Source organism: Burkholderia sp. SIMBA_051 (assembly GCF_046534915.1).
GTDB classification, from domain to species: domain Bacteria; phylum Pseudomonadota; class Gammaproteobacteria; order Burkholderiales; family Burkholderiaceae; genus Burkholderia; species Burkholderia ambifaria.
Genome location: NZ_JAWRXS010000961.1, coordinates 1 through 233, shown reverse-complemented (window position 1 = coordinate 233; position 233 = coordinate 1). Strand labels below are relative to the sequence as shown.

Genomic DNA, 233 nt, shown 5'->3' with positions numbered 1-233 from the left:
ACCGCTACTGGCGCGCCTGCAACTACCTTTCGGCCGGCATGATCTATCTGCGCGACAATCCGCTGCTGCGCGAACCGCTCAAACCCGAACACATCAAGAACCGCCTGCTGGGCCATTGGGGCTCGGACCCTGGGCAGAGTTTCCTGCTGGTGCATCTGAACCGGCTGATCAACAAGCTGGATCTCGACATGATCTACGTGGCCGGCCCAGGTCACGGCGCGCCGGCCACGCTG

The 233-nt window shown here is 63.1% G+C and carries 1 protein-coding gene; it reads left to right on the top strand.

Features of this window, described 5'->3' with window-relative positions; all coding sequences use genetic code 11:
• Positions 1-233: hypothetical protein (locus SB771_RS37340; RefSeq protein ID WP_410722323.1), on the top strand; the 233-nt coding region annotated here is incomplete at both ends.